Below are 25,247 nucleotides of genomic sequence, written 5' to 3'. Positions count from 1 at the left end.
CAAACCAGCCGATCTGCCTCATCCTCTGGCCGGCCATCAGTGATAGCCCTCTTCGGGATTGACCTTGCCGCGGAAGACCCAATAGGCATAGCCCGTATAGGCAAGGATGGCGGGAATGAGCACCACGGCGCCGATCAGCAGGAAAGCGAGGCTCTCATCCGGTGCCGCCGCGTCCCAGATGGTGACCGATGTCGGCACGATATAGGGATAGAAGCTGACGCCGATACCCGCATAGGCCAGCACGAAAATGCCAAGCGCGGCCACGAATGGGCGGGTGTCCTGCTTTTTCTGCAGGCCGTTCAGGAGGACGAAGAAACAGGCGATCACCAGCAATGGCACGATCACGGAGAACAGGGCGGTCGGGTAGCGGAACCAGCGATCCAGATATTCCGGTTTCAGGAAAGGCGTCCAGACGCTTACGATGCCGATGGCCGCAAGCGTCAATAGCGCGGCGGCCAAGGCATAGCGGCGGGCTTTCGCCGCCAGATCCCCTGTCGTTCGCATGACGAGCCAGGTGGCGCCGAGGAGGGCGTAGCCGATCAGGAGGGCAAAGCCCGTGAGGATCGAGAAGGGCGTCAGCCAATCCCACCAGCCTCCCGCATAGGCACGATTTTCCACCGCGATGCCTTGCACCAGGGCACCCAGTGCAATGCCCTGCATCAGGGCCGCGACGGATGACCCGCCGGCAAAGGCCCAATCCCATAGCACCTCCGCCTTTTTCGTGCGCCAGCGATATTCGAAAGCGACGCCCCGGAAGATGAGGGCCAGCAGCATGGCGATGATCGGCGCGTAGAGCGCCGGCAGGATCGTGGCATAGGCCAGCGGGAAAACGGCAAGCAGCCCGCCGCCGCCGAGCACGAGCCAGGTCTCGTTGCCGTCCCAGACCGGTGCCACCGAATTCATCATCACATCGCGGTCGCGCTTGTGGGGGAAGAAGGGGAAGAGGATGCCGACACCGAGGTCGAAACCATCCAGGACCACATAGGCGAGAACCGCAAAGGCGATGAGAGCCGCCCAGATGAAGGGAAGATCAAGCTCCATGATGGGCACCTCCGTGGCCGGCAGGATGATGGGTGCCGCCGGGGCTGTCGGCGAGGCCCGGCGCCGGCGTTATGCCGGTGGTGCGGATCGGGCCGAGGCCGAGATGACCCTCGGGATCGCGCGGCAGCCTGCCCATCAGCCGCAGGATATAGAAGGTCCCGGCACCGAAGAGGAGAAAATAGACGATGACGAAGGCGATCAGCGAACCGGCGACCGCCGGCGCCGAGATCGGCGAAATGGATTGCGCGGTCAGCAAATGGCCGTAGACGGTATAGGGCTGGCGACCGACTTCGGTGGTGACCCAGCCGGCGAGAACCGCAACAAAACCGGCAGGGCCCATTGCGACGGCCAGTCGGTGCAGCCAGGGGCTGCTGTAGAGCGTGCCCTTCCAGCGACAGAACAGGCTCCAGAGACCCAGCCCCAGCATGGCGAAGCCGAGCGCGACCATGATCCGGAAGGAGAAGAAGACGATATTGACCGGCGGTTCCAGCGTGTCGGCGACGGTATCCAACCCGTCAAGGGGCGCGTTCAGGTCATGCTTGAGGATGAGGCTCGAGAGCTTGGGGATCTCGACGGCATAATCCACGCGCTTCTCCGCCTGGTTGGGAATGCCGAAGATGATCAGCGGCGCGCCCTCCGGATGGCTGTCGAAATGGCCTTCCATGGCCATGACCTTGACCGGCTGGTGCTCCAGCGTGTTCAGCCCATGCGCATCGCCCGCAAGGATTTGCAGCGGCGCCACCACGCAGATCATGCCCATGGCCATCGAAAACATCGTGCCGGCCCGCAGCGGCGCCGTGCGGCGCAGGAGATGGTAACCGCCCACGGCCCCGACGACCAGCGCCGTCGTCAGGTAGGCGGCCATGACCATGTGGATGAAGCGGTAGGGGAAGGACGGGTTGAAGATCGCCGCCCACCAGTCCGTGGGCACGAACTGGCCGACATCGTTCATGGCGAAGCCTGCCGGCGTCTGCATCCAGGAATTCACCGACAGGATCCAGGTGGCCGACATCAGCGTGCCGAAGGCGACCATCAGGGTGGCGAAGAAGTGCAGGCCGGGCCCAACCCGCTTGCGGCCGAACAGCATGACGCCCAGGAAGCCCGCTTCCAGGAAGAAAGCCGACAGGACCTCGTAGCCCATCAAGGGACCGATGACCGGTCCGGCCTTGTCGGAAAACACGCTCCAATTGGTGCCGAACTGGTAGGACATGACGATGCCAGAGACCACGCCCATGCCGAAAGCCAGGGCAAAAATGGTCTTCCAGAAATCGAAGAGCTCCAGGTAGATCGGCTTCTTCGTCCACAGATGCAGGCCTTCGAGAACCGCCAGATAGCTCGCCAGCCCGATCGAAAAGGCGGGGAAGATGATGTGGAAGGACACAGTGAAGGCAAACTGGATGCGGGCCAGAACCGTAGCGTCGAGTTGTTCGAACATGTCTTCCCTCGCTGAGGTTGCGCCAAAGGAGCGCCGCCTTGATCAAAGACAAATGCCAAGCGGGCATTGCACGCACAATAAGCGCGATTGCCGCAGGCAGGCAAACCGCCTCTGGCGAATTGTCACAGCTTATAGCAAAGCCCGATGAAAAGACCCACTGCGCCGGCGCAATTTCGCGGTCCGGAGCGAAAAAAGAAGGGCGCTTCCCAGAAATGAGAAGCGCCGAGAGGGAGGGTCGGGGGAGATCCACGCATCGGCACGGCAATGCCGCGCCAATGACATCGGATCAACTGCAGCGCAGATCGTTGGTTCCAGATGTTGCGGGAAATATTTGCACGCAGCACAACCAAGCGCTGTGCCGGACCAACGCCCTTGCTCGCGCGACGGGGGTGTCCCTCCGCTCGGAACCTAGCGCCGGCAACGTGGTTGGATCCTTGAGCGCTCTGCTCAAGCAGAGACTGTTTCGTGCCATCGAAGAAGGAGAACGGCCATGAGCGAAGCCGTGCAGACCACGGATCACAAGACCATCCAGCGCTGGATCGAAGAGCGTGGCGGCCATCCCGCAAGAGTGAAGGGCGCCAAGGAAGGCGGCATATTGCGTGTCGATTTCGGCAAGCCGGAAGACAATCTCGAAGCCATCGAATGGGAGGATTTCTTCTCCATCTTCGACGAGAACGACCTCTGCTTCCTGTACCAGGACGAGACAAAGGACGGCAAGACGAGCCGCTTCAACAAGTTCGTCGCCAAACACTGAGGCGGACAGGACAACCATGCCCGAGGAGGCAATCATGCAAGGCAACAAGACACACCAGCAGCAGCGCAACATCATCGAGAAGCGCGTCGATACCAGCAATGGCGGCGAGGATTTCGACGCCAGGGCCGATCTCAACCGCAATCCCGCAGCCCGCGAGGCTTTTCGCCAGGGCGAGGAGACGATCAACCCGGTCGTCGGCGATGTCTCGATGCGCGACGATCCGTCGATCATCCGCGGCGTGAACCAGGAAAGCGAACATCGCAAGGGAAGCGGTCACTGATCGGCAATGCCCGTCAGTCGGCACGGCCCCCCTGGCGGGTCTCCTCTTGGCCCCTCTGATCGAGACCTTATCGGCCCCCCTCTGGTCACGCTGTGACCGGAGGCTCGGCCATGCCTTTCAGCCCGATCTTCCGTGTCGTGGTTAGACCTCGATCGTAACCAGCAGCGGGAGGTGGTCGGACGCTTTCCGCGTCAAGGGCGTCGAGATGGCGAGAGCCTCGACGATCTTCGGGCCGGCGCCGACGAAGACGTGGTCGAGCCGCAACAGTGGCCAGCGCGAGGGGAAGGTCGGGAAGGGCAGGCGTCCCGTCTGGCGTCGGGCATCGTCCAGGCGGCTTACCATGGAGCGGTAGGGAGCCGAGGAGGGGATGGAATTGAAATCGCCGATCAGGACCAGCGGTTGCCCCTCGGCATCGGCATGCCCGATCCAGTCCGGGCCGAGCAGCGCATCGGCCTGCCGCTGGCGATCCCTTCGCAGCAGGCCGAGATGGGTGTTGAAGACCTGCAGGCGATGCTCGCCGGCCATTACCTCGGCCCAGATCGCGCCGCGCGGCTCACCGATCGAGGGCAGCGGCCCGGCCTTGACCAGCCGCATCGGCAGGGGCGTCAAAAGGGCATCGCCGTAATGTTCTTCTTCCATCCTGAGGGCGGGATGGAAATGGTAGTCCATCTTCAGGCGGCGTGCGATTTCTTCCGCCTGATCGATGCCGCCGCTGCGCTTGCGCCCCACATCCAGTTCCTGCAGGCCGATGATATCCGGCTCCAGTTCGGCGATCACATCGGCGATGCGGCCGACATCCAGCACGCGGTCGCTGCCCACACAACTGTGAACATTGTAGCTGAGAATGCGGATGGTCCGTCCGGTTGGCGGCGGCGTAGCGAAGTCAGGTTCGGTCATGAGCGAGGGAACCCCTTTTCCCGGCTTTTCGTTCCCCCATCGGAACAACAAGTCGAACGACGACAGACAAGCAGCAAGAAGTGAAGCGCACGGGGGACCGGCGCAAGGCAGTGGGAGCACCCGTGACGCGGCTTTTAATTCGAATGGTCATCGCCATCATCATCTGTGTTGCGATCGTCCTCGTCTATCGCAGCCTCAGCCGCTACAGCTGGGATGAAGTCACGGCTTCGCTCGGCATGATCTCCGGCTGGCGGTTGATGACGGCCAGTCTGTTTGTCGCGGCCTCCTATACCTGCCTGTCCTGTTTCGACTGGCTTGCCCTGCGCTATGTCGGGCGGCCGCAGCCTTTCCACCGAGCCGCGCTCGCCTCCGTCACCGCCTTGTCCATCGGCCATAATGTGGGCGGTGCCGCGCTGTCCAGCGGGGCCGTGCGCTACCGCTTCTACACACGCTGGGGCCTTGCGCCCGAGGAGGTGGCGAAGGTCATCCTGTTCTGCGGCAATACGGTGGTTCTCGGCCTGGCCATGCTGGGCGGCATCACGCTCCTGCTGATGCCGGCAACGGCAGAAACCCTGCTGCAATTGGGGCCGGAGCCGCGGCGCTGGCTGGGCCTTGCCTTTCTCGCCTATCCGGCGGCCTATGTGATCTGCTCGGTCTGGGGGCGGCCGCCATTGAAGATCCGCAATTTCCGCATGGACATGCCGAAGACGCCGATGTGCCTGGCGCAGATCCTGATCGGCACGGTCAATTTCGGCTGCGTTGCGGGTGCGCTCGACCAGCTTCTGACCGCCTTTACGGATGCTGGCTATCTGCAGGTTGCCTCGGCCTATGTCACGGCAACGATCGCCGCCATTCTCAGCCATGTCCCCGGCGGTCTCGGCGTGCTGGAGGCGACCATGCTGATGCTCCTGCCGGCCAGCGCCTCCATCGGGGCGCTGGTCGCCTTCCGCGTCCTTTATTACTTCATTCCGCTTCTGCTCGGCCTGTCCCTGCTGCTGATCAGCGAAGCCTATTTCCGCCGCCGCCCGAGCCTGCCGTTACAGGAAGCTTCGCGTCAGGCGTGACATCGCCCAGCGCACGCCGATCTTCAGCTGCCACCAGGGCCAGAAGGGGCGCCGCGGGTCGACGAGCGAGGTACCGAGGACCGAATCCGTTTCGCCGCGCAGGAGGTCGATGGTGAAGGAGCGCAGGCCGCGCGGCTTCACATTGTAGCGGTCGATGGTGCGCAGCAGGGATCCGGTCGCTGCCATGGAGGCGGCGATCTGCGCCGGTTCGGCATCGAGATGTTCGGCCAGAAGATCGTCGCGCAGCGCGGCGATGGCGCGCCGTCCCTCGTCGGTTTCGGGTTCGAAGGCGAGATCGGACTCCGTGTCGAGCCCTTCGGACCGGTAATTCAGATTGGAGGAGCCGACCCGGACGATGCGGTCATCGATGATGATCAGCTTGGCATGGACGACGATCTCCTTCTCATTGCCATCCTCGTCCTGGTTGACGGCATACAGCACTTTCAGCCGATCATGGTCGTCGTGCCGGCGCAGGCGGCGGATCAGGCGATTGCGGTTGTTGCCCATCATGACCTTTTCCAGAAAGCCGTGCGATTCGCGCACGACCAGAATCACGATCTCCGGCCCGTCTTTTTCCTTGAGGCGGTCGATGAGGGTGCGCGCGATACTGAAGGAGGCGAGATACTGGGATTCGATATAGATATGCTTGCGGGCTGCGCGCAGCGCATCATGGGTCAGCTGCACGGCCTCCCGGCGCCCGCGGCGGCCATTCCAGCGCAAGGGTTCGGTCAGGGCCAGGGCCGTCGGGCAATCGGTCAGCTGCGGTGCCAGATCGTCCGGCCAAAGCGAGGCTGCCGTTTCGCTGCGCTCCTCCTGGTCTTCCGGCGGCTGAAGCGGCGGCATTTCGGATTTCGTCACGAATCGCCAGCGCTTGCGGCAGGCATCGCCGACAAGGCGGGCCGCTTCGCCCGACACGATCGACTGGATGTCGTGCACCGGCCCGTAGCATGTGCCGTCGGGCGAGCAGCGAAGATCATTCTTGATGGCGTGATTGCGGTCATCCCAGCGGCGAGCGGTGAGGTCGATGCCGCCGAGAAAGGCAACGGAATCGTCGACGCAGACCATTTTTTGATGGTGACTTCCGCGGACCGGATGGTGGAAATCGAATTCCAGGCGGATTCGCGGGTGATCCACCCAGCTTCCTTTCTGACCGCCCTTCTGGAAGAGTTCGAAGCTTTTGCCGGAATAGATGGGGCCCATGCCCCAGACGAGAATCTGGACGCTCAGCCGTTCCTCTTCCTCCACCCGCTGGCGCAGGATTTCGCCCAGGGTGGGCGAACCCGGCACTTCGGGCCGCAGGCGGAGCTTGGGATTGAAGTCCCAGCCGACAATCAGGATCGAGCGGGTGGCTTTGGCGAGAACCTGGTCGAGCCGGCGATAATATTCGGCGCCGTCGATCAGGAAGGCAACCTTGTCGGCTCTGGCCTTGCGCCAGCTATTGCGCCCCGGCCGGATAATGGTCTGGTGGCTCGGCTTGTCGGTCGTGCGTCTGTCCTGCACCTGGATATCCACGTCATTCACCCCTCAGCATATTCGTGAGGAAGAGAACGCGACATGCCGCCGCTAGGTTCCGGCGCGAGGCGCGGGTCTCACCACGCCAAAGGCCGCCGCCTCTCGTGGCGGACTTTCTGGCCCCCAGTTGGGCTTTTTTGGCGGACTTCTTTAGCAGGCTTCTTTGTTTAGCAGCTTCTTTGGCGGGCCTCGTCGACGGGCTTCTTCCAAACGCGGCCTCTTGCCGCCTGGCTAGAGAGCCCGCATTGGCGGTTCGCGCGTCTCATCGGGATTGGGGGTCGGGTCCTCGTCCGGCAGGCGGTCCGGTTCCGGTTCCTGGATCGGCGGTTCCGGCGCCCAGGTCGGGGCCGGCATCGGAGGCTGTTCGCTCGGGTCGCGGGGATCGTTCATCTTGCTCTCCTTGGCCTTTGGGTGTTCAACTCCAGCAGCAAGCAATCGTTCCGATCAAAAAGGGGTGGCCGAGGCAGCCTCCTGTGGAGAGGAACCAAGCACCGGCAATAACGTTCATTTCCGGCGAGAAAGATATCGGAGGTCCTTGCCCATGACCCATTCGGTCGAACATTTCCTCGGCTGGCTTCGCGATGCCCATGCCATGGAAGTTCAGGCAACGGGCCTTTTGCGGGGACAGATCAACCGCATCGAGAGCTATCCCGAACTGACGCAGAAGCTGCAGCAGCATCTTGCGGAGACCGAAGCGCAGGTCGAATCGCTGGGGACGCTGCTCGATCGCTCGGATCGCGGCAGGCCCGTGCTGCGCGATCTGACCGGCCGCATTTCGGCGGCGGCGCAGGGCATGGGCTCGGTGTTCTCCGGCGACGAAGTGGTCAAGACGACGATGGCCGCCTATGCTTTCGAACATAACGAGATTGCGCTTTATCGTGTGCTGATCGCGGCGGCGGATGAAATCGGCGACAGCGAGGCCCGCGACGTGCTGCAGCGCATTCTTTCCGAAGAAGTGGCCATGGCCGCCTGGCTGGAGACGCATCTCGACGTCATCACGCGCCTGTATCTGATGCGGGATGAGCGGGACCTGCAGGCGAAGCGATAAGATCGGCTAGCCTTTCCCAGCCTTTCGCGAGCGGTAAACCTCGCGCCACACGCTTGATTGCCGGCACTCCGGCAAACCGCTTCCGCGCGGCATGCGTCAGACGCCCACCTGCTGGGCAAGTTCTCGCGGATCCCTTATCCCCGACTGATAAAGTTCGATCATGCGCGCCGCGAGGCTGCGGGTCTCCGGCTCATCACTGGACAGGCCGCGTTTGCGCCGGATATCGTCCAGGCAGGATTGCAGGACCCTCAGATCCTGCGGCTCCAAAGCAATGTCTATGCGCTCAGACGTCACGATTACCTCCCCGAGCCACTCGCCCGAAAGGCTGCCGCTCTTGGTCCATTTGGCTTAGATTCTTGACTGTCAAAAGACCCTGGCAGGAGTGCGATGGTCTTCCCCGTCCCACGCCGACCTCCTCGGTCCTGGCGCGGATGCTTGTCCATTCCCAGAATGCTGCTGTCTTGCCTGTTTATCCTGGATGCGTCTGTCTTAAGTACATGCCAATTGTTGCATGTTCATGTCGCGAATGCCGGTCAGATGGTGGTTGGATGCGGACCGGATCGGTCGGCAAGGCTGTCCATCCGCCCGCGGTCGCCGTCACCCTCCGCCGGACCCGCGACGGTCCGACGGGAGTGATTATGCGTCAGGTTACGCCCATTCAGGACAAATGCAACGCTGGCGGGATCAGGACCTCGTGAAGGTGAGCAAATTCTTAATCATCGGTGAGATGATTGGCTTCCTGGTCATGATATTGCTCGTTCTGGATCATCTTGCTGTCCAGCCCCCGCTCGCGGGAATGCTGCGCCTTGTCACGATTGGACAGGACCATGTTGTCCGGCAGCTTGTCCTTGTCGATGTCCGTCATCGCACCGGTTCCGCTTTGCTTGCCCTGAGCGCCGGCTCCGATATGTTTCGAATTGGCGTTGGCCATGAGCATCTCCTCTTTGCTGTTTGCCAAGACCAAACTGGTTCATCCGGCGTTTGATCCGAGAAAAGCGCCAGACGCCTGCCTTCGCTCAAGAAAACGGGCGCTCCAGATCTGGGTGGAGAGCATTCCGACCAGCGCGGCATTGTCGCGAAAGCCGGCCAGGGGATGCCGTGCCGCCTTCGCCATCAGCTTGTCGACAGCCGGGCTTGAGAAGAGGCCGGCGGTACGAACGGCATCGCCGGATAGATAGGTTTCGAGAAGACGCTGGCCCGGTTCGCCCCGGAAGGAGGCGCTGTCGGGTGCGCGATAAGGTTGCTTCGGGCGCTTCTTGATGACTTCCGGCAGGTGGCGGCGTGCCACTTCCCGAAGAACGTGCTTTTCGGTCAGACCCTTGACCTTCAGCTGCGGCGGCAGGCGGGAGGCCAGCTCCACCACCCGATGGTCGAGATAGGGAAAACGGCCTTCCACGCCATGCGCCATGGCGATCCGGTCGCCCTGGCTGGAAAGGATGTAGCCCGGCAGCAGGAAACGCGTCTCCAGATATTGCGCCTGGTGGAGCGGATCCCATTTGCCGAAGCGGTCCGGAAGCTTTTCCACAAGCTCCTCTGCCGCATCATAGCCGGCAAGCTGTGCGCGCAGCGCATCGGAATAGAAAAGCTTGGTCCCTGCCGTGTTGCGCAGGCGCGGGCGATGCGAAAAGAGCGGGTCGTCCAGCCGGTCGCTTCTCGTCCCGAAAAAGGCGGCCAGATAATCGGCCGACTGGTTCTGCAGGCCGGGAAGGTAGGGGTAGAGCCTGTGAAACAGCAGCGGTCGCCGAAGGGATGCCGGCTGGCGCGCGCAGAAGCGCCGCAGCTTTGCCTCGCGGAAGATATCGTAGCCACCGAAGATCTCGTCGGCACCTTCGCCCGTCAGAACGACCTTCATGCCATTGTCGCGCACGGATCCGGCGAGGGAATAGAGCGGCGCCGGGGCCGTGCGCAGGATCGGCAGTTCTGTTGCGGCAATCACCGCTTCGAAGACCGCGGCAATCGCATCCGGGCCGCAGGAGGCCGAATGGTGACGGGTGCCAAGGCTCTCGGCCACCAATGTCTGGAAACGGCTCTCATCATGTTCGGCGCTGTCGAAGGTGACGGAGAAGCTGTGCAGGCCTTGTGGCGCCAGGGGCGCGGCCAGCGCGCAGATGAGCGAGGAATCGAGCCCCCCGGAGAGATAGGCGCTGACCTTGACATCGGCGCGCATGCGGATGCGGACGGCATCGCCGAGCAGGGCACCGACTGACTCGACAGCCGCATCCTCCGTCACCGGGGGACTGTCGCCGGCATCCGGGTAATCGAGTTGCCAATAGGATTTGATCTCGATCCTGTCGGCCGTCACGACCATGAAATGGCCGGGTTCCAGTTCCGAAATATCCTTGAACAGGGTTCGGGGCGGTATCGGCGACCAGAGGGTGAAGATCTGATCGAGCGCTATCGGGTCGAGCGCCGGCATGTAGTCCGGCAGTTCCAGGAGCGCCTTGGCTTCCGATGCGAAAGCCAGGCCGCGGCCCCGGCGCATGTAAAACAAGGGCCTGACGCCCATCCGGTCGCGCGCCAGCAGCAGACGCCGAGCCCGCCGGTCGTAAAGCGCGAAGGCGAAATCGCCGTTCAGATGCTGCAGGCAATCCTCGCCGTAGGTCTCGTAGAGCGCCAGGATGACTTCCGTATCGCTCGCCGTGCGGAAGCGGCGGCCGGATGCCGCCAATTGGTCGCGCAGTTCGACATAGTTGAAGATTTCCCCGTTGAAGGCGATGACGAGCTGGCTTGCGCCGCTTTCCATCGGCTGCTGTCCGTCCTCGAGGCCAACGACGGACAGGCGGACATGCGACAGGCCGCAATGTTCATCCATCCACAGGCCGCTGGCATCGGGTCCCCGATGGGCAATCGCCCTGCCCATCGCGTGCAGAAGCGGCTCGCGATCCATTACGGGAAGGTCGGCATGGCAAAAGCCGGCAAAGCCACACATGTCGCATCCTTCGTGACAATCTGATCCCGCAGCCTTACCGCAGGATGTCTTGTCAGCCCTTTAAATCTCGGCAGGCCTCCTGCCGCCAGGGTTAACAGGGCGCAAACCCGATCGGATCCTGGCCCTAGAGAGTATTTCCGGTAAAAACGGGATCACCTGAAATGCTCTATCGCTTTGGTTTTTACGCAGTCCGGACGCAAAACCGCTGACGCACTTTTGCTGGACCCTAGAAGCCGGTCACCGTCTGCAAATGCTGAAGCTCTTCCACCGGCCGCTTCTGGCCGATCTGCCTGAGCAGCAATTCCCCCATCAGGCGTCCCGCTTCGGCGAGATCTTCATAAATGGTTGGAATGCGCGGCCTGACCTGGTCGAAGAGGCCCGATGTCTGTTTCGTGACGATATGCACGTCGCGGCCGAGATCAAGACCATGATCATAGGCTGCCGCCATGACGGCCATGGCAATCACTTCCCCGCCGCAGACGACGCCGTCGGGACGGTCAGGCCGGCCGAAGAGCTCGAAATAGCAGTTGCGGATCTCGTCGGACTTGCTGTCCAGCGTCACGGATTGCGGAATTTCGAACGGCAGGCCCTCCTCGCGGATGGCCGTCATGAAGCCGTGCCGCATATGTTGGGCAAAGGTGAAGCGACCGGGCGGCAGGATGATCGAAAGCTTGCGGCAGCCGGTATCGGTCAGGCGTCGGGCGGCCTGGTAGGCAAAGGCGTAATTGTCGTAGTCAACGAAGGGATGCGCCGTCGCCAGTTCGGTGCGGCCATGGCAGACGAAGGGGAAGGCCTTCTCCGTCAGCATTTTGACCCGCTCATCCAAAGGCTCCGTGCGGGTGAAGATGACGCCGTCGGCCATGCGGTTGCGCACGATATGGGTGATCGGCTCGATTTGCGGACGGTCGGAGAAATGCGGCGTGATCACCAGGTGGTACTGGGTGTTGCGCAGCGCCTCCGTCACGCCGTTGATCATCGATGTGGCATAGCCGAGAATTTCCTCGTGCGGATCGAGGATGAGGCTGATGACATTGGTGCGGCCGGTCCGAAGACGCTGCGCCGCGCGGTCCGGCATGTAGCCGAGCTGGCGGGCAATGGTCTGGACGCGCTCGCGCGTCTCAAGGGCGATGTGGGGATCGCCTGCCAGCGCCCGCGAAACGGTCGTCACCGCCAGACCGGCCATCGCGGCAATGGTCCGCAGCGTCGGCTTGCCATCGGCAGCGACAGTCTCCGCTTCGCCGGCCTTCTGCGCGCGCGCCGTGCCGCGCTTGCGGCCGCCAACCTCCTCGAGCGTCATCCTCTTCCCCTCCGACAGGGGCTCCCAACCCTGTCTTGAAATCGTTTCAAATCATATCCTCCCCCGAAGGGTAAAAGTCCATACCCTAAAAATGGTAGGCAAAATGGTCGTGGACAGCGCCTTTACGGGCGCAGTGATTATCGAAAATACACCTATCCCGGGTTGACACTCCGCCCTTTTGTATCGTTATAAATCCGCAGCATCCGGAGAGGAGCCCGGAGCTTTAGGGAGATTCTCGATGAATATTTGCTCTATCAAGACGCTCGCAGCCGGTGCTGCGATGATTGCCATTGCCGCCGGTGCCGCCAAGGCGCAGGAAAATGTTGAAGTTCTGCACTGGTGGACGGCAGGCGGCGAAGCCGCCGCGCTGAACGTGCTGAAGGAAAACCTTCAGAAGGAAGGCGTCTCCTGGAAGGACATGCCGGTTGCCGGCGGTTCCGGCGTCCAGGCCATGACGGCGCTGCGTGCCCGCGTCACCTCCGGCGATCCGCCGACGGCCGTTCAGATGCTCGGCTTCGACATCCGCGACTGGGCGGAAATGGGTGTTGTCGGCAATCTCAACGACGTGGCTGAGAAGCAGGGTTGGGAAAAGGTCATCCCGGTGGCCCTGCAGGAATTTGCCAAGTATGACGGCAACTGGATCGCGGCGCCGGTCAATATCCATTCCACCAACTGGCTGTGGATCAACAAGGCCGCGCTCGACAAGGCCGGCGGCAAGGCTCCGACCAATTTCGACGAACTGGTCGCCATGCTCGACAACTTCAAGTCGCAGGGCATCATTCCGCTGGCACATGGCGGTCAGCCCTGGCAGGACGGCACGCTGTGGGAGGCCGTTGTCCTCTCCGTCGGCGGTGCGGATTTCTACAAGAAGGCCGTGCTTGAACTCGATACCGCAGCCCTCAGCGGCGATACGATGCGCAAGGTCTTCGACAATATGTCGAAGCTGAAGACCTATCTCGATCCCAACTTCTCCGGCCGCGACTGGAACCTGACCTCCGCCCTCGTCATCGAAGGCAAAGCAGGCGCTCAGGAAATGGGCGATTGGGCAAAGGGCGAATTCCTGCGCGCCAACAAGAAGCCGGGCGAGGACTTCGTCTGCATCCGCTTCCCCGGCACGCAGGGCAATGTGCTTTTCAACGCCGACCAGTTCGTGATGTTCGACGTGGGTGACGACAAGCGCGACGCGCAGCTGAAGATGGCATCTGCCGTCGAGGATCCGGCCTTCCAGATCGCCTTCAACACGGTCAAGGGTTCTGTTCCGGCCCGTACGGACGTGCCCGGCGATCAGTTCGACGATTGCGGCAAGAAGGGCATCCAGGACGTTGCCGAAGCTGCCGAGAAAGGCACGCTGATGGGCTCGCTCGCTCATGGCTACGCCCAGCCTTCGGCTGTCAAGGAAGCCGTCTTCGACGTCGTGACGCAGCATCTCAACGGTCAGATCTCGACCGACGACGCTCTGAAGCGCCTGCCGGAAGCGGTTGCTGCCGCAAAGTAAGCCCTTCCAGGGTAATTGCCATCGCGTGGCCGGGATCCTGTCCCGGCCATTTTCCAATGAAGCGGCAGGCGAACCGGCCGTATTCTCCAGCACACGGATCTGGCCGACGGCCGGAGGTCATGATGACAAATATCGAACCGATACCTGCGGTCACGGTGAGCCGTCCGCGCCAGGGCCTGGCGGACCGCGCCCGCGACATCCTGCCGAAGATCGTCCTGGCGCCCTCCTTCGCCATCATCCTTATCTTCGTCTACGGCTTCATTCTCTGGACCGTCTATCTCTCCTTCACGACATCGCGCATCCTGCCGGTCTACAAGCTGGCGGGCTTTGATGCCTATGCGCGGCTGTGGTCGCAGCCGAACTGGTACATGGCGATGAAGAACCTCGCCATTTTCGGCACGCTCTATATCGGCATCTGCATCGCCATCGGTCTCAGCCTCGCCATCCTGCTCGACCAGCGCATCCGCGGCGAAGGCGTATTGCGGCCGATCTTTCTCTATCCCATGGCCCTGTCCTTCGTGGTGACCGGCACGGCGTGGAAATGGTTCCTCAATCCGGGCCTCGGCCTGGAGAACACGGTGCGCAGCTGGGGTTTCGAGGATTTCCGCTTCGACTGGCTGGTCAATCCGGACATGGCGATCTACACGGTGGTGATCGCCGGCGTCTGGCAGGCCTCCGGCTTTGTGATGGCCATGTTCCTCGCCGGCTTGCGCGGCATTGACGGCGAAATCATCCGGGCGGCGCAGATCGACGGCGCACCGGCAACCGCCATCTACCGGCGCATCATCATTCCCATGCTGCGGCCGGTCTTCCTCTCGGCCTTCATCGTGCTCGCGCATATGGCGATCAAGTCCTATGACCTGGTGATTGCCCTGACGGGCGGCGGACCGGGCAATGCCACAGAACTGCCTTCCACCTTCATGTATTCCTATACCTTCACGCGGTCGCAAATGGCGGTGGGCTCGGCCAGTGCCGTGATGATGCTGATGGGTATCACCGCCATCATCGTTCCCTATCTCTATTCCGAACTGCGGGAGAAGCACTGATGAGCGCCGCAACCGAAACCGTCAGCGCGGGCTCAGCCAGAACCGCGCGCTTCGTCATCTACGGGCTCCTGCTGATCCTGGCGCTGGTCTATCTCCTGCCGCTCTATGTCATGCTGACGACCTCGCTGAAATCGCTCGACGAGATCCGCGGCGGCAACATGCTGGCGCTGCCCACGGCGCCTTCGGCGGATGCCTGGGTGAAGGCCTGGGGCGAGGCCTGCATCGGCGTGACCTGCGGCGGGATCAAGGGCTATTTCTGGAATTCGATCAAGATGGTGGTGCCGGCGGTGCTCATCTCGACGCTGCTGGGGGCGCTGAACGGCTATGTGCTGACGAAGTGGCGCTTTCCCGGCCATAAGATCGTCTTCGGCATGATGCTGTTTGCCTGCTTCATCCCCTTCCAGGCCGTCCTCATTCCCATGGCCCGGGTCCTCGGCTTCCTGGGCATTGCCAATACCACCGGCGGCCTCATCTTCGTCCATGTCATCTACGGTCTCGGCTTTACCACGCTGTTCTTCCGCAATTACTACGAGGCCTTTCCGGACGAGCTGATCAAGGCCGCCATGATGGATGGCGCCGGCTTCTTCCGGATCTTCTGGCGCATCCTGCTGCCGACGTCCGGACCGATCATCGTGGTCACGATCATCTACCAGTTCACCAATATCTGGAACGATTTCCTGTTCGGCGTCTCCTTCTCCTCCGGTGCCGCCTCGCCGATGACGGTGGCGTTGAACAACCTCGTTTCCTCCTCCACGGGCGTCAAGGAATACAATGTGGACATGGCCGCCGCCGTCTTTGCGGCACTGCCAACGCTGTTCGTCTACATCGTCGCCGGACGCTATTTCGTGCGCGGCCTCATGGCCGGCGCCGTCAAGGGATAAGTGCCATGAGCTTTCTTCACATCAAGAACCTGCGCAAGACCATCGGCCCGAACGAGGTGCTCAAGGGCATCGATATCGAGCTGGAAAAGGGCGGCTTCCTCGTCCTGGTCGGCCCGTCGGGCTGCGGCAAGTCCACGCTTTTGAACTCGATTGCCGGCCTGCTGCCGCCGACATCGGGCGATATCATCATCGATGATGAGGTGGTGACCAATCTCCATCCATCCAAGCGCGATATCGCCATGGTCTTCCAGTCCTATGCGCTCTATCCCAATATGACGGTGGAAGAGAATATCGGTTTTGCGCTGGAGATGCGCGGCGTGCCGAAAGCCGAGCGCGAGGAGGCGATCCAGGTCGCCGCGCGCACGCTCCAGATCGAGCATTTGTTGAAACGCCGGCCAAGCCAGCTCTCCGGCGGCCAGCGTCAGCGCGTGGCCATGGGGCGCGCCCTGGTGCGCCAGCCGCGCGTCTTCCTGTTCGATGAGCCGCTGTCCAACCTCGATGCGAAACTGCGCGTGGAAGTGCGCGCCGAGATCAAGGCGCTGCATCAGAACACCCATGCCACGATCGTCTACGTCACGCATGACCAGATCGAGGCCATGACTCTGGCCACCAAGATCGTCGTCCTGAAGGAAGGCAGCGTCCAGCAGGTCGGCACGCCCGCCGAGATCTACAACCTGCCGGCCAATATCTTCGTCGCGGATTTCATGGGCTCGCCGGCGATGAACATGCTCCACGGCAAAGTGCGCGGGGAGGGCGCCGATCAGAAGATCGTGCTGTTCGAAGGCGATGAGATTGCCGTGCCTGTTCCGGCAACAGTGGCGCCGGGGGCGCTAAAGGATGGCCAGGCGATCATTCTTGGCCTTCGGCCGGAAACCATCACCGATCCGAGCCTTGCCGATCCCTCGGCGCAGCAGAGAAGTTCTATCGCGGCGCAGGTGACCATGGTCGAGCCTACCGGCTCCGACACATTCGTCACGGCCCAGGTCAAGGGCAAACCCTTCACGGCGCGTACTCGCGCGGATGTCTCCCTGGCTTTGGGCCAGACCTTCGAATTCGTCCTCAATCTCGACAAGGCGGTGGTTTTCGATCCGAAGACCACCCAGCGTCTCTAGGACGCCCCAGCGGCCGGGTCGTAACCCGGCCTGCACCGGGCATGGCTCACGCGGAACGCGTCGCGCACCGGGCGCGGCCGCCACCCGGCGAGTGACGCGCTGCAAACCCGGTCATCCTCTTGCCCGGCTGCGATTTCGCGCTCCAACGGGCCAGAACTATCCCTGAAAATTCCTCATTGTCTGCCACCGCACCAAAGCGGTTGGACGGAACTCCGTCCGCTGACCGCTGTTGACCACGGTAAGGATTTGTTCACACTTCAGAAGGATTTTAGGGATGACTGATCAACCGAAGCACGAAACGACGGCAAAGGGCGCCGGAGGGGCGGGCAAAGACAGCAAGGGCGCGCAGTCGTCCGCAGTCGAGAAGGATGCCGCAGGGCAGTTTGCGAAGAGCCAGGCGAAGCCGGATGCCAGCGGGGTGGCCTCTGCCAAGCCCACGGTCATCACCGGCTCTGAAGATGCGACGGCGCATAAGGCGCCACCACAGGGTGGGAGAACAAAAGAAGAATAGAATGTCCGCAAAGGGCCTCTGGGAGCTTGGTAATTTCAGCAATCTCAGATAGAACAAATGCGGAATCGGGGTCGACGAAGGGAACAGGGACGTACCAAATGGTGGCAGCGGCCAGCCAGCGACGGGTTCGCACGGCATCAGGATATGCTCGATGATGAAGCTGTCGCGTCTCTTGCCGACGGCTCCTCTCGGTGTCTATCTGATGGCCCTGGCTGCTGTCACCGCTCTGCCCTTCATCCTGTTCTCGGTGTTTCTGATGCTGCGGCTGGAAGCGCAGCAGCGCGAAACACTCAACAGCGCCACAGAAGAAAATGCACGGCTGATCGCAAGGACGATCGACCGCGAGCTGCGCGATTCAGCCACAACTCTGCGTTTAATCTCGACATCGCCCGAACTTCGCAGCGGCGAGCTCGCGGCCTTTCACCAGCGCACGCAGGACAGTCTGCATGGATCGGCCCGCTACATCCTGCTGACGGACAGGGATGGGACGCAGAAGCTCAACACGCGCATGCCGTATGGCGAACCCCTCAACCAGATGTCCAATATGGAAGGGCTTCGTTCCGTGCTCAAATCCGGCAGCATCGAAGTGTCGGATGTGTTCTTCGGCGCGACCAGCCGCCGCTGGGTTTTCAATCTCCTGATGCCGCTTCCCAGCGAGCTTGCAGCCACCGGTGCGGCACTGGTGCTGACCCAGAATGCCGAAGATCTGCAGAAGGTCATCAGTACCGAAGCCCTGCCCAAGGGATGGGCGACCGCCGTTTTGGACAGCAAGGGCAATGTCGTGAGTTCGACCACGGCCTGGCCGGGGGAGGCGAGCCCGATCGCGCAGAATACGCTCTCCCTGATGAGCGGCCTGAGCGGCTCCATCGAAGATGTCGGCGGCAATCCCCGCCTGCTTTATGGTTATGCCCAATTGCCTGACTGGCGCTGGAAGGTCGTCGTCTGGGGCCCGATCGCCGCGGCACAGACCACCATCATCACAACCTGGCGCTATCTGGTCATCGGCAGCCTTGTCATTCTGGCGGGCAGCATGGCGCTGAGCTATCTCCTGGCCCGCCAGCTGCGCTCGCCCATTCGCCAGATCGCCCATATGGCGGATCGGATCGGCCGCGGCGAGATCGTTTCGCCGGTCACGACGCGCATCCAGGAGGCAAACCAGATCGCGGTCGCGCTGTCGAACGCCTCCTTCGATCGCAGTGAGGCCGAAGACCGTATTCACCTCATCATGCATGAGCTGGTGCATCGCACGAAGAACATCATGACGCTGATCCAGGCCATGATGCGCCAACTGGCCCGTCGCGAGACCAGCATGCCGGAATTCCAGCGGGCGATCGGCGAGCGGCTCCAGGGGCTTGGAAAATCCATCGAGATGCTGGCGCAGGAGCAATGGGCAGGCGTTCCCATCGCCCGTGTGGTGGCATTGCACATGGAGACATTCGCCGAAACGCGCAACCGGGTGGCCATTGATGGCCCGGACTTCACCCTGCGGGCGGAAGCGGTGCAGAATCTCGGCCTGGTTCTGCATGAACTGGCCACCAATTCCATCAAATACGGCGCGCTTTCCGTGCCCGCGGGACATGTTCATTTCCAGTGGACCGAGGAGACCGGCGAGCGTGGGGAGCCGGTCATCCGTCTGCGCTGGCAGGAGTTCGACGGCCCCGAGGTGGCGCCGCCCAGTTCGACCGGTTTCGGCACCACCATTATCCAGCGGCATGCCGCCGCCGCCTTCAACGGACATGTCACGCTGGATTACCTGCCGGACGGCTTCGTCTGGACCCTGGTCGGACCGCGAGACCAGTTCGAGCGCAATACCACCGCCGATGCGAAGGACGAGAATTGACGCCGTCCGGTCTCGCGCCATCCGGCACGCCAGAGGTCGAGAGCCTCGCCGATCATCAACAAACCGCGCCTTGGTCGAAGCTCCAGGAACTATGTTCGGGCCTCGGCGTTCTGCGCACATGGATGTCTCTGTTACCGGCTCTTCCTCCGACCTTTCGCAACTGGCGGCCATCGGGCTCACCTATGTGAGCGACCGCGAGCCCGGAATCCGGCGCCTGAAGCGCGGCAAGGGGTTCTGCTACAAGCTGCCGGATGGCAGCATGGTCTGCACCGGCCCGGACAAGGCCCGCATCACGGCGCTCGGCCTTCCCCCGGCCTACCAGAATGTCTGGATCTGCCTTGATCCGCGCGGGCATTTGCAGGCGACCGGTCTCGATGCGCGCGGCCGCAAGCAATATCGCTATCACGCCGAATGGCAGTCGTTCCGCAGCGAGCTGAAATATGACCAGCTGGTCGCCTTCGGTCAGGCCCTGCCGCGTATCCGCCGGCGGATCCAGAAGGATCTCTCCGCCGGACTGCACAGTTCGGAAGCCGTGCTTGCAGCGCTCGTCGCCCTGATGGATGCCACGCATTTGCGGGTGGGCAACGAAATGTATGCCCGCGAAAACCGCACCTATGGCGCCACAACGCTGCTCAAGCGGCACATGACGCTCTCCGATGATGGCGTGATCCTGAAATTCTCTGCGAAAGGCGGCAAGCGCGTGCAGCACACGATCCGCCATCCGCGGCTGCAGCGGATTTTCGAGGAAATCGCCGACCTGCCCGGTCGTCGGCTGTTTTCCTTTCCCGATGAGGACGGGCAGCCGCATCCGGTGGATTCAGGCCGCCTGAATGCCTATCTCGCCGATGCCTCCGGCCTTGCCATCTCCGCCAAAACCTTCCGCACCTGGGGCGGCAGCCTCGCCGCCTTCTGCGCCGCCTCGAGCGCTTTGCGGGCCGGCGAGAAGATCCGCATCAAGCTGCTGACCGGCGCCGCTTCCCAGGAACTGCAGAATACGCCTGCCGTGTGCCGCAACAGCTATATTCATCCGGCTATCCTGTCGCTTGCCGAGGATCCTGAACCGCTCGCTCGCCTCTTCGAAAGGCAGGGGGAGGGGGAGGTTCGGCAAGCCGGACTGAAGGTGGATGAGCAGAAGATGCTGGCCTTCCTGTCGGACGTCGCCCTGTAACCTTGCCCTTGGCCCCCGGCCTGAGGATTGGGAGGAACCGCTCCGGCGGGCCCCGCCGCAATTTTGACCGGCCCGCCCTTACGGCCTCTCTGCCGGTTGGTTGCCGCCTTTGGCGCCATTGTCACCGCAAAACGAGAAAGGCCGCCCCTAAGGGCGGCCTCGATCCGTCTGCGCTGTGGCCTACCTGGCTCAGGCAGCGTGGCGCTCATGGCGGCCTTCGCCCACTTCCTCGATGATCTTGGCGACGAAAGCCTGGAGATCCTTCGGCGAGCGGGAGGTGATGATGCCCTCATCGACCACGACTTCCTTGTCTTCCCACTGCGCGCCGGCATTCTTCATATCGGTGCGTATAGATTGGAAGGATGTCGCCTTTCGACCCTTCAGAGCATCGGCTTCGACGAGAAGCCATGGCCCGTGGCAGATGGCGGCGACGGGCTTGCCGCTCTTGACGAAGGCGCGGACGAGATTCACGGCACCTTCATCGGCGCGCAGCACGTCCGGGTTGATCTGACCGCCCGGGATCACCAGGGCGTGGAAGTCTTCCGGCTTGACATCGGCAATGGTGAGATCGACGCTGACGCTGTCGCCCCAGTCCTTTTCATCCCAGCTCTTGATCTCGCCGGGTTTCAGCGAGGCGATCTTGACGTCGGCACCCTTCTTGCGCAACTCCTCCAGAGGCACGCGAAGTTCCGAACGTTCATAGCCATCGGTGGCAAGAATAAGAATGCGGGCAGAGTTGATGTCCGTCATGATATGTCCTTTCTGTGTGTCTGCGGCCGTCAGAGACGACCGGTCGAGAGATCCCGGCCATTGATGGAGGCTGGGACGCTCATCTCCTCCCGGGGCGCTCGCGGCAGCGGCAGTTCCACGTGATCGGGAACAACCACATGCAAATCCTGCGGATGCGATGGTTCGGCAGGAGGGCTATCGCCGCGGCGACCAAACATCCCTCCCAATCTTGCAAGCAAACTGCGCATGTCTCCCTCCCATTTGCGGCGGTCTGGGAACGCCTGTGATGTAACAGCATGAGCCCGCGCTTGGTTCCGCTCGCAAAAAAACCGTCCCGCAGCGGGAACAAAAATGGCAGAAGCGGGTTTGATGCCGACAGGCTCAGGGCGGAGCTTGATCGGGATTTCGGGGCGTTTGCGAGCAAAATCAGCGGGTTCGGCGGCGGTCTGGTCGAAAGGACCAGGGTCTTTTTGCAGGATTTGGATGAGCTGGACGCACCAGGCACTGGTCAAGACTTCAATCTGATGCCCGGCGATCACGAAAACGTGGCACGAAAACCGCAGGGGCAAGAATGCAAGATGACCGCTTGACCGGCAACCACCGGCCAAACCGATCACCGGCTTCACCAAAGGGTGCAAAGCTGCTCTTCCCGCTGGTCTTCTTGCCTGTCCTCACGGCCTGCAGCGGCGTCCAGTCGGCGCTCGATCCGGCCGGTCTCGAAGCGGAAGCCGTGGCGCAGCTGTTCTGGGTCATGGTGGTCGGCGGCGGCGTGATCTGGCTTCTCGTTGTCGGCCTCGTCGTGTTTGCCAGCCGGTTCCAGAAAACCCCGCTCAAGGAGGCAAGTGCCGGACGGATCATCCTGTATGGCGGCGCCGTCTTTCCGGTCGTGGTCCTCACCGCGCTGTTAAGCTACGCCGTCTGGCTGATGCCCGCCATGCGTCCCTGGTTCGGCGGGGAGGGGGAGGGCCTGCGGCGCATCGAAATCACGGCCGAGCAGTTCTGGTGGCGTGTCCGCTACCTCGACGCCAGCGGTGCGGTAACACGCGAGACGGCCAACCATGTGACGCTTCCGGTGGGAGAGCGGGTTCTGTTTCTCCTGAAGGCCAAGGATGTGATTCATTCCTTCTGGATCCCCTCGATCGGCGGCAAGATGGATGCCATTCCGGGCCGGGTCAACGAGCTGCAGCTGCAGGCCACCAAGACCGGCACCTATCGCGGCGTCTGCGCCGAATTCTGCGGGACCGCCCATACGCTGATGGCCTTCACGGTGGAGGTTCTGGAGCCGGCTGCCTTCGATGCCTGGCTGGCCGCCGCTCCTGCCGCAGCCGCAGCGCCCGGCAGCGCCCCGGGCGAAACGACGACCACCGTGACCGCCGGCAGCGAGCCGGCCGATGTTTCCGCCGATGTCGCAGACATGCATCCCGGTCTTCGCCTGTTCCTGCGCCACGGCTGTTCCTCCTGTCACGCCATTGCCGGGACGCCGGCAGAGGGCGCGCTCGGCCCCAATCTTACCGCCTTCGGCACGAGGCCTACTGTCGCGGCGGGGACGCTGCCCAACACGGCCGAAAATATCCGCCGCTTCATCCAATATCCTGAAGGCGTCAAGCCCGGCGCCCGCATGCCCGATTTTGCCATGCTGCCGCAGACCGAGGTGGAGGCCATCGCCCAATATCTGAAAGGACTGCAATGACCGAGACCGAGCTCGGCCCGCTCCTGCCTGAGGAAGAGCGCGCGGCGCAGGAACGCCGCCTGCGCGACGTATGGCGCACGCCCTCCGGATGGCGTTACTGGACCTCCGTCAACAATAGCGAGATCGGCCTCTGGTATGGCTGCACAGCCTTCGCCTTCATGCTGTTTGCCGGCCTCCTGGCGCTGCTCGTCCGCCTGCAGCTGGCCGTTCCCAACAATGATCTTCTGTCCGCGGAATTCTACAACCAGGCCTTCACCCTGCACGGCACGGTGATGATGTTCCTGTTTGCCGTGCCGATTTTCGAGGCCGTCGCGATCTTCATTCTTCCCTCCATGCTCGGCTCGCGCGAATTGCCGTTTCCGCGGCTGTCGGCCTTCGGCTTCTGGAGCTTCCTGATCGGTGGCGTCTTCGTCTGCGGCTCGATCTTCTTCAATGCCGCGCCGAATGGCGGATGGTTCATGTATCCGCCTCTGGCAACGGACAAGGAGCAGATCGGCATCGGCGCGGATATCTGGCTGCTCGGCCTCTCCTTCATCGAAGTGGCGTCGATCGCCGCGGCAGTCGAACTGATCGTCGGCATCATGAAATGCCGCGCGCCGGGCATGCGCATCAACATGATGCCGCTTTTCGCCTGGTATCTGCTGGTGGTGGCCGGCATGATCCTCTTTGCCTTCCCGCCGCTGATTGCGGGCGATCTGCTGTTCGAAATGCAGCGCATGTTCGACTGGCCCTTCTTCGATTCCGCGCGTGGCGGCGATGCCCTTCTGTGGCAGCACCTTTTCTGGATCTTCGGCCATCCGGAGGTCTACATCATCTTCCTGCCGGCGATCGCGCTGATGGCGATGATCGTTCCCACCTTTTCCCGGCGCCCCATCGTCGGCTATTCCTGGATCGTGCTGGCGGCGGTTGGGACCGGGTTTCTGAGCTTCGGGCTCTGGGTCCACCATATGTTCGCAACGGGCCTGCCGCAGATTTCGCTGGCCTTCTTCTCCGCCGCCTCGGAAGCGGTTGTCATACCGACCGGCGTGCAGATCTTCGTCTTCATCGCCACCATGCTGGCGGGGCGCGTCGTCTTTTCGGTCCCGATGCTGTTCGGCGCCGGCGGCCTGGCGATCTTCATCATCGGCGGGCTGACCGGGGTCATGGTCGCGCTGGTCCCCTTCGACTGGCAGGCTCATGACACCTATTTCGTCGTGGCGCATCTGCATTACGTGCTGATCGGCGGCATGCTGTTTCCCGTCGTGGCGGGCATCTACTATTATTTTCCCTTCTTCTCCGGAAAGATGCTGTCGGACCGGCTGGGCAAGATCGCCTTCTGGCTGATGTTCGTCGGCTTCAATGTCGGCTTCTTCCCCATGCATTTTGCCGGCCTGCGCGGCATGCCGCGGCGTGTCTTCACCTATCCGGCGGATATGGGATGGGACTGGCTGAACCTCGTCTCGACGATCGGCGCCTTCATCTTCGCCGCCGGTTTCGCCCTGGTTGTGGTGGATGTCCTGCGCCCGAAGCGGCCGCAGGCGCCGGCCAATCCCTGGCAGGCCGGCACGCTGGAATGGCTGAACCAGCCGGAGGAGAACTGGGGCCTTCGATCGGTTCCGATCATCACCAGCCGCTATCCGGTCTGGGACCAGCCGGACCTGCGCAAGAATATCGAGGACGGCCGTTACTACCTTCCCGATGCCGAGACCGGCCACCGCGAGACCCTCGTCACCTCGGTGCTGGACGGCAAGCCGCTGCAGGTGCTGCGTGTCGGCGGCACCTCCCATGTCACCATGATCGCCGCCGTGATGCTGGGTGGCGTGTTCATCGCGCTCACCTATGAATGGTGGTGGGTCACCATTCTCTGCGCCATCGGCACGCTGCTGGCCATTCTCTACTGGCTGTGGACGGGAACGGCGGCCATTCCCGAGACCGAACTGCGCGATGCTGGCCTCGGCCAGAAATTTCCCCTCTATGTCTCCGGTCCCGCCTCGGTCGGCTGGTGGGCCATGTTCATCACCATGGTGGGTGATGGAACGGCCTTTGCCAGCCTCGCCTTCGGCTATTTCTTCTACTGGACGATCCACGAGGATTTCACCGCCGGCCTTGCCGGTCCGGGTCTCTTCTGGCCGATGCTGGCGCTTTTCCTGTTTGCGGTGGCCTGGGCGCTGATGCTCGCCTCGCGGACCACCAATGACAGGGACCGGCCGGGACTGACGCGCTTATTGATCGCCCTCTCCTTCGTCGCAACGGCGGCAGGCACGGCATGCGGGCTGATGGGTCCTTATGTCCATGAGATGCAGCCGACGCTTCACGTCTATCCGGCCATTGTCTGGGTTCTGGTGATCTGGACCTCCGTCCACGCGGCGGTGGGGGTGATCATGCAGCTCTATTGCCTGGCGCGCAGCTATGCCGGCCGCCTGACCGCCACCTATGACCAGGACCTGCACAATGTCGTGCTCTATTTTCACTTCATGGCCGTCACGGCGGTGGCGACCTTCGCCATTATCGGCCTGTTTCCCAGCTTGAGGTGACATGG

The 25,247-nt window shown here is 62.5% G+C and carries 25 protein-coding genes; 14 read left to right on the top strand and 11 right to left on the bottom strand.

What is annotated here, in order from left to right; genetic code table 11:
- Positions 1 to 36: 36 nt before the first annotated feature.
- Both cydB and QTJ18_RS19020 read right to left on the bottom strand, forming a co-directional pair.
- Positions 37 to 1,041: a cytochrome d ubiquinol oxidase subunit II gene (gene cydB, locus QTJ18_RS19025; RefSeq protein ID WP_252752479.1), complete on the bottom strand. Its 1,005-nt coding sequence runs from the start codon at positions 1,039 to 1,041 to the stop codon at positions 37 to 39.
- The gene (locus tag QTJ18_RS19020) at positions 1,031 to 2,476 is read right to left on the bottom strand and encodes a cytochrome ubiquinol oxidase subunit I (protein WP_252752480.1); all 1,446 of its coding nucleotides are present in this window, start codon (positions 2,474 to 2,476) and stop codon (positions 1,031 to 1,033) included. Before QTJ18_RS19020 ends, cydB begins: the two co-directional genes overlap by 11 nt.
- A gap of 490 nt (positions 2,477 to 2,966) precedes the next feature.
- On the opposite strand from QTJ18_RS19020, the gene QTJ18_RS19015 reads away from it, so the two are divergent.
- Both QTJ18_RS19015 and QTJ18_RS19010 read left to right on the top strand, forming a co-directional pair.
- Entirely contained in the window at positions 2,967 to 3,230 is a 264-nt protein-coding gene (locus QTJ18_RS19015) for a hypothetical protein (RefSeq protein WP_252752481.1), read from the top strand.
- A 34-nt stretch (positions 3,231 to 3,264) separates the two neighbouring features.
- Positions 3,265 to 3,510 carry a hypothetical protein gene (locus QTJ18_RS19010; protein ID WP_252752482.1) on the top strand — a complete coding sequence of 82 codons (246 nt, stop codon included), beginning with the start codon at positions 3,265 to 3,267 and terminating at the stop codon, positions 3,508 to 3,510.
- 141 nt (positions 3,511 to 3,651) lie between these two features.
- On the opposite strand, the gene QTJ18_RS19005 is transcribed toward QTJ18_RS19010, so the two are convergent.
- On the bottom strand, positions 3,652 to 4,407 hold the full coding sequence (locus tag QTJ18_RS19005) for an endonuclease/exonuclease/phosphatase family protein (protein ID WP_252752483.1): 756 nt from the start codon (positions 4,405 to 4,407) through the stop codon (positions 3,652 to 3,654).
- A gap of 122 nt (positions 4,408 to 4,529) precedes the next feature.
- Between QTJ18_RS19005 and QTJ18_RS19000 the strand changes: the two genes are divergently transcribed.
- A complete protein-coding gene (locus QTJ18_RS19000) occupies positions 4,530 to 5,471 on the top strand; it encodes a putative bifunctional lysylphosphatidylglycerol flippase/synthetase (RefSeq protein WP_252752484.1) in 942 nt (313 codons plus the stop codon).
- Here QTJ18_RS19000 and QTJ18_RS18995 read toward each other — a convergent pair.
- Positions 5,445 to 6,971, bottom strand: coding sequence for a phospholipase D-like domain-containing protein (locus tag QTJ18_RS18995; RefSeq protein ID WP_252752485.1), 1,527 nt, complete (start codon positions 6,969 to 6,971; stop codon positions 5,445 to 5,447). The two genes, QTJ18_RS19000 and QTJ18_RS18995, sit on opposite strands and share 27 nt — an antisense overlap.
- Before the next feature lie 243 nt (positions 6,972 to 7,214).
- Positions 7,215 to 7,373 carry a hypothetical protein gene (locus QTJ18_RS18990; RefSeq protein ID WP_252752486.1) on the bottom strand — a complete coding sequence of 53 codons (159 nt, stop codon included), beginning with the start codon at positions 7,371 to 7,373 and terminating at the stop codon, positions 7,215 to 7,217.
- A gap of 151 nt (positions 7,374 to 7,524) precedes the next feature.
- On the opposite strand from QTJ18_RS18990, the gene QTJ18_RS18985 reads away from it, so the two are divergent.
- The gene (locus QTJ18_RS18985; RefSeq protein WP_252752487.1) at positions 7,525 to 8,031 is read left to right on the top strand and encodes a ferritin-like domain-containing protein; all 507 of its coding nucleotides are present in this window, start codon (positions 7,525 to 7,527) and stop codon (positions 8,029 to 8,031) included.
- Positions 8,032 to 8,127: 96 nt separating this feature from the next.
- Here QTJ18_RS18985 and QTJ18_RS18980 read toward each other — a convergent pair whose 3' ends face one another.
- The 4 genes from QTJ18_RS18980 to QTJ18_RS18965 all read right to left on the bottom strand — a co-directional run bounded on the left by QTJ18_RS18980 (position 8,128) and on the right by QTJ18_RS18965 (position 12,257).
- Positions 8,128 to 8,325, bottom strand: a complete 198-nt coding sequence (locus tag QTJ18_RS18980; RefSeq protein ID WP_252752488.1) for a hypothetical protein — start codon at positions 8,323 to 8,325, stop codon at positions 8,128 to 8,130.
- A gap of 418 nt (positions 8,326 to 8,743) precedes the next feature.
- Positions 8,744 to 8,962 carry a hypothetical protein gene (locus tag QTJ18_RS18975; protein ID WP_252752489.1) on the bottom strand — a complete coding sequence of 73 codons (219 nt, stop codon included), beginning with the start codon at positions 8,960 to 8,962 and terminating at the stop codon, positions 8,744 to 8,746.
- A 39-nt stretch (positions 8,963 to 9,001) separates the two neighbouring features.
- Positions 9,002 to 10,960 carry an asparagine synthase (glutamine-hydrolyzing) gene (gene asnB / locus QTJ18_RS18970; protein WP_252752490.1) on the bottom strand — a complete coding sequence of 653 codons (1,959 nt, stop codon included), beginning with the start codon at positions 10,958 to 10,960 and terminating at the stop codon, positions 9,002 to 9,004.
- A 226-nt stretch (positions 10,961 to 11,186) separates the two neighbouring features.
- Positions 11,187 to 12,257: a LacI family transcriptional regulator gene (locus QTJ18_RS18965; protein WP_252752491.1), complete on the bottom strand. Its 1,071-nt coding sequence runs from the start codon at positions 12,255 to 12,257 to the stop codon at positions 11,187 to 11,189.
- 238 nt (positions 12,258 to 12,495) lie between these two features.
- On the opposite strand from QTJ18_RS18965, the gene QTJ18_RS18960 reads away from it, so the two are divergent.
- From QTJ18_RS18960 to QTJ18_RS18930, 7 genes are all read left to right on the top strand, one after another.
- On the top strand, positions 12,496 to 13,752 hold the full coding sequence (locus QTJ18_RS18960) for an ABC transporter substrate-binding protein (RefSeq protein ID WP_252752492.1): 1,257 nt from the start codon (positions 12,496 to 12,498) through the stop codon (positions 13,750 to 13,752).
- Between the two features lie 122 nt (positions 13,753 to 13,874).
- On the top strand, positions 13,875 to 14,798 hold the full coding sequence (locus QTJ18_RS18955; RefSeq protein WP_252752874.1) for a carbohydrate ABC transporter permease: 924 nt from the start codon (positions 13,875 to 13,877) through the stop codon (positions 14,796 to 14,798).
- Positions 14,798 to 15,679: a carbohydrate ABC transporter permease gene (locus QTJ18_RS18950; RefSeq protein ID WP_252752493.1), complete on the top strand. Its 882-nt coding sequence runs from the start codon at positions 14,798 to 14,800 to the stop codon at positions 15,677 to 15,679. The genes QTJ18_RS18955 and QTJ18_RS18950 overlap by 1 nt, the downstream gene beginning before the upstream one ends.
- 5 nt (positions 15,680 to 15,684) lie before the next feature.
- Positions 15,685 to 16,791, top strand: coding sequence for an ABC transporter ATP-binding protein (locus QTJ18_RS18945; protein WP_252752494.1), 1,107 nt, complete (start codon positions 15,685 to 15,687; stop codon positions 16,789 to 16,791).
- A gap of 274 nt (positions 16,792 to 17,065) precedes the next feature.
- Positions 17,066 to 17,302 carry a hypothetical protein gene (locus tag QTJ18_RS18940; RefSeq protein WP_252752919.1) on the top strand — a complete coding sequence of 79 codons (237 nt, stop codon included), beginning with the start codon at positions 17,066 to 17,068 and terminating at the stop codon, positions 17,300 to 17,302.
- A gap of 151 nt (positions 17,303 to 17,453) precedes the next feature.
- The gene (locus QTJ18_RS18935) at positions 17,454 to 19,142 is read left to right on the top strand and encodes a sensor histidine kinase (RefSeq protein WP_489667198.1); all 1,689 of its coding nucleotides are present in this window, start codon (positions 17,454 to 17,456) and stop codon (positions 19,140 to 19,142) included.
- Positions 19,143 to 19,260: 118 nt separating this feature from the next.
- Positions 19,261 to 20,310 carry a DNA topoisomerase IB gene (locus tag QTJ18_RS18930; RefSeq protein ID WP_252752495.1) on the top strand — a complete coding sequence of 350 codons (1,050 nt, stop codon included), beginning with the start codon at positions 19,261 to 19,263 and terminating at the stop codon, positions 20,308 to 20,310.
- A gap of 189 nt (positions 20,311 to 20,499) precedes the next feature.
- Here QTJ18_RS18930 and QTJ18_RS18925 read toward each other — a convergent pair whose 3' ends face one another.
- Both QTJ18_RS18925 and QTJ18_RS18920 read right to left on the bottom strand, forming a co-directional pair.
- Complete coding sequence (locus tag QTJ18_RS18925; RefSeq protein ID WP_252752496.1) at positions 20,500 to 21,060, bottom strand: type 1 glutamine amidotransferase domain-containing protein; 561 nt, start codon at positions 21,058 to 21,060, stop codon at positions 20,500 to 20,502.
- 29 nt (positions 21,061 to 21,089) lie between these two features.
- On the bottom strand, positions 21,090 to 21,287 hold the full coding sequence (locus tag QTJ18_RS18920; protein WP_252752497.1) for a hypothetical protein: 198 nt from the start codon (positions 21,285 to 21,287) through the stop codon (positions 21,090 to 21,092).
- A 48-nt stretch (positions 21,288 to 21,335) separates the two neighbouring features.
- Here QTJ18_RS18920 and QTJ18_RS18915 point away from each other — a divergent pair, with 48 nt between their 5' ends.
- Genes QTJ18_RS18915 through ctaD form a run of 3 tightly spaced genes read left to right on the top strand, consistent with a single transcriptional unit; the run spans position 21,336 to position 25,242 of the window.
- A complete protein-coding gene (locus QTJ18_RS18915) occupies positions 21,336 to 21,629 on the top strand; it encodes a hypothetical protein (RefSeq protein ID WP_252752498.1) in 294 nt (97 codons plus the stop codon).
- Positions 21,611 to 22,729 carry a cytochrome c oxidase subunit II gene (gene coxB / locus QTJ18_RS18910; protein ID WP_252752499.1) on the top strand — a complete coding sequence of 373 codons (1,119 nt, stop codon included), beginning with the start codon at positions 21,611 to 21,613 and terminating at the stop codon, positions 22,727 to 22,729. Before QTJ18_RS18915 ends, coxB begins: the two co-directional genes overlap by 19 nt.
- Complete coding sequence (gene ctaD / locus QTJ18_RS18905; protein ID WP_252752500.1) at positions 22,726 to 25,242, top strand: cytochrome c oxidase subunit I; 2,517 nt, start codon at positions 22,726 to 22,728, stop codon at positions 25,240 to 25,242. The genes coxB and ctaD overlap by 4 nt, the downstream gene beginning before the upstream one ends.
- Positions 25,243 to 25,247: the final 5 nt, after the last annotated feature.

The sequence above is a fragment of the Rhizobium sp. SSA_523 genome, assembly GCF_030435705.1.
GTDB lineage: Bacteria > Pseudomonadota > Alphaproteobacteria > Rhizobiales > Rhizobiaceae > Neorhizobium.
The sequence above is the reverse complement of the archived record's forward strand: the minus strand, read 5'-3'. Positions and strand labels throughout refer to the sequence as shown.

Bases quoted from the DNA above. Each gene is read 5' to 3' on its own strand.
- cydB (WP_252752479.1), bottom strand. From the start codon at position 1,041: ATGGAGCTTGATCTTCCCTTCATCTGGGCGGCTCTCATCGCCTTTGCG.
- QTJ18_RS19020 (WP_252752480.1), bottom strand. From the start codon at position 2,476: ATGTTCGAACAACTCGACGCTACGGTTCTGGCCCGCATCCAGTTTGCC.
- QTJ18_RS19015 (WP_252752481.1), top strand. From the start codon at position 2,967: ATGAGCGAAGCCGTGCAGACCACGGATCACAAGACCATCCAGCGCTGG.
- QTJ18_RS19010 (WP_252752482.1), top strand. From the start codon at position 3,265: ATGCAAGGCAACAAGACACACCAGCAGCAGCGCAACATCATCGAGAAG.
- QTJ18_RS19005 (WP_252752483.1), bottom strand. From the start codon at position 4,407: ATGACCGAACCTGACTTCGCTACGCCGCCGCCAACCGGACGGACCATC.
- QTJ18_RS18990 (WP_252752486.1), bottom strand. From the start codon at position 7,373: ATGAACGATCCCCGCGACCCGAGCGAACAGCCTCCGATGCCGGCCCCG.
- QTJ18_RS18985 (WP_252752487.1), top strand. From the start codon at position 7,525: ATGACCCATTCGGTCGAACATTTCCTCGGCTGGCTTCGCGATGCCCAT.
- QTJ18_RS18975 (WP_252752489.1), bottom strand. From the start codon at position 8,962: ATGGCCAACGCCAATTCGAAACATATCGGAGCCGGCGCTCAGGGCAAG.
- asnB (WP_252752490.1), bottom strand. From the start codon at position 10,960: ATGTGTGGCTTTGCCGGCTTTTGCCATGCCGACCTTCCCGTAATGGAT.
- QTJ18_RS18965 (WP_252752491.1), bottom strand. From the start codon at position 12,257: ATGACGCTCGAGGAGGTTGGCGGCCGCAAGCGCGGCACGGCGCGCGCG.
- QTJ18_RS18960 (WP_252752492.1), top strand. From the start codon at position 12,496: ATGAATATTTGCTCTATCAAGACGCTCGCAGCCGGTGCTGCGATGATT.
- QTJ18_RS18955 (WP_252752874.1), top strand. From the start codon at position 13,875: ATGACAAATATCGAACCGATACCTGCGGTCACGGTGAGCCGTCCGCGC.
- QTJ18_RS18950 (WP_252752493.1), top strand. From the start codon at position 14,798: ATGAGCGCCGCAACCGAAACCGTCAGCGCGGGCTCAGCCAGAACCGCG.
- QTJ18_RS18945 (WP_252752494.1), top strand. From the start codon at position 15,685: ATGAGCTTTCTTCACATCAAGAACCTGCGCAAGACCATCGGCCCGAAC.
- QTJ18_RS18940 (WP_252752919.1), top strand. From the start codon at position 17,066: ATGACTGATCAACCGAAGCACGAAACGACGGCAAAGGGCGCCGGAGGG.
- QTJ18_RS18935 (WP_489667198.1), top strand. From the start codon at position 17,454: ATGATGAAGCTGTCGCGTCTCTTGCCGACGGCTCCTCTCGGTGTCTAT.
- QTJ18_RS18930 (WP_252752495.1), top strand. From the start codon at position 19,261: ATGGATGTCTCTGTTACCGGCTCTTCCTCCGACCTTTCGCAACTGGCG.
- QTJ18_RS18925 (WP_252752496.1), bottom strand. From the start codon at position 21,060: ATGACGGACATCAACTCTGCCCGCATTCTTATTCTTGCCACCGATGGC.
- QTJ18_RS18920 (WP_252752497.1), bottom strand. From the start codon at position 21,287: ATGCGCAGTTTGCTTGCAAGATTGGGAGGGATGTTTGGTCGCCGCGGC.
- QTJ18_RS18915 (WP_252752498.1), top strand. From the start codon at position 21,336: ATGAGCCCGCGCTTGGTTCCGCTCGCAAAAAAACCGTCCCGCAGCGGG.
- coxB (WP_252752499.1), top strand. From the start codon at position 21,611: ATGCAAGATGACCGCTTGACCGGCAACCACCGGCCAAACCGATCACCG.
- ctaD (WP_252752500.1), top strand. From the start codon at position 22,726: ATGACCGAGACCGAGCTCGGCCCGCTCCTGCCTGAGGAAGAGCGCGCG.